This is a genomic window from Guyparkeria sp. SB14A (assembly GCF_005096345.1).
Taxonomy (GTDB): domain Bacteria; phylum Pseudomonadota; class Gammaproteobacteria; order Halothiobacillales; family Halothiobacillaceae; genus Guyparkeria; species Guyparkeria hydrothermalis.
Genome location: NZ_SWAW01000075.1, coordinates 1 through 265 on the forward strand (window position 1 = coordinate 1; position 265 = coordinate 265).

At 69.8% G+C, this 265-nt stretch carries 1 pseudogene; it reads left to right on the forward strand.

Annotated elements, in window-relative coordinates:
• Positions 1-265: pseudogene (locus FAZ79_RS11320) on the forward strand (A24 family peptidase); the annotation flags it as partial.

Below are 265 nucleotides of genomic sequence, written 5' to 3' on the forward strand. Positions count from 1 at the left end.
GGTGTACTGGCTGTTCCGGCTGCTCACCGGCAAGGAGGGCATGGGCTTCGGCGACTTCAAGCTGCTCGCCGCCCTGGGGGCCTGGCTGGGCTGGCAGCTGTTGCCGCTGGTGATCCTGCTCTCGGCCTGGCCGGGAGCCTGATCGGCATGGCGATGATCGTGGCCCTGCGCCACGACCGCCGCATCCCCATCCCCTTCGGCCCGTATCTTGCCCTCGCCGGGCTGGTCGCCCTGTATCTCGGCGAGCCGATCATGGCGGCCTACC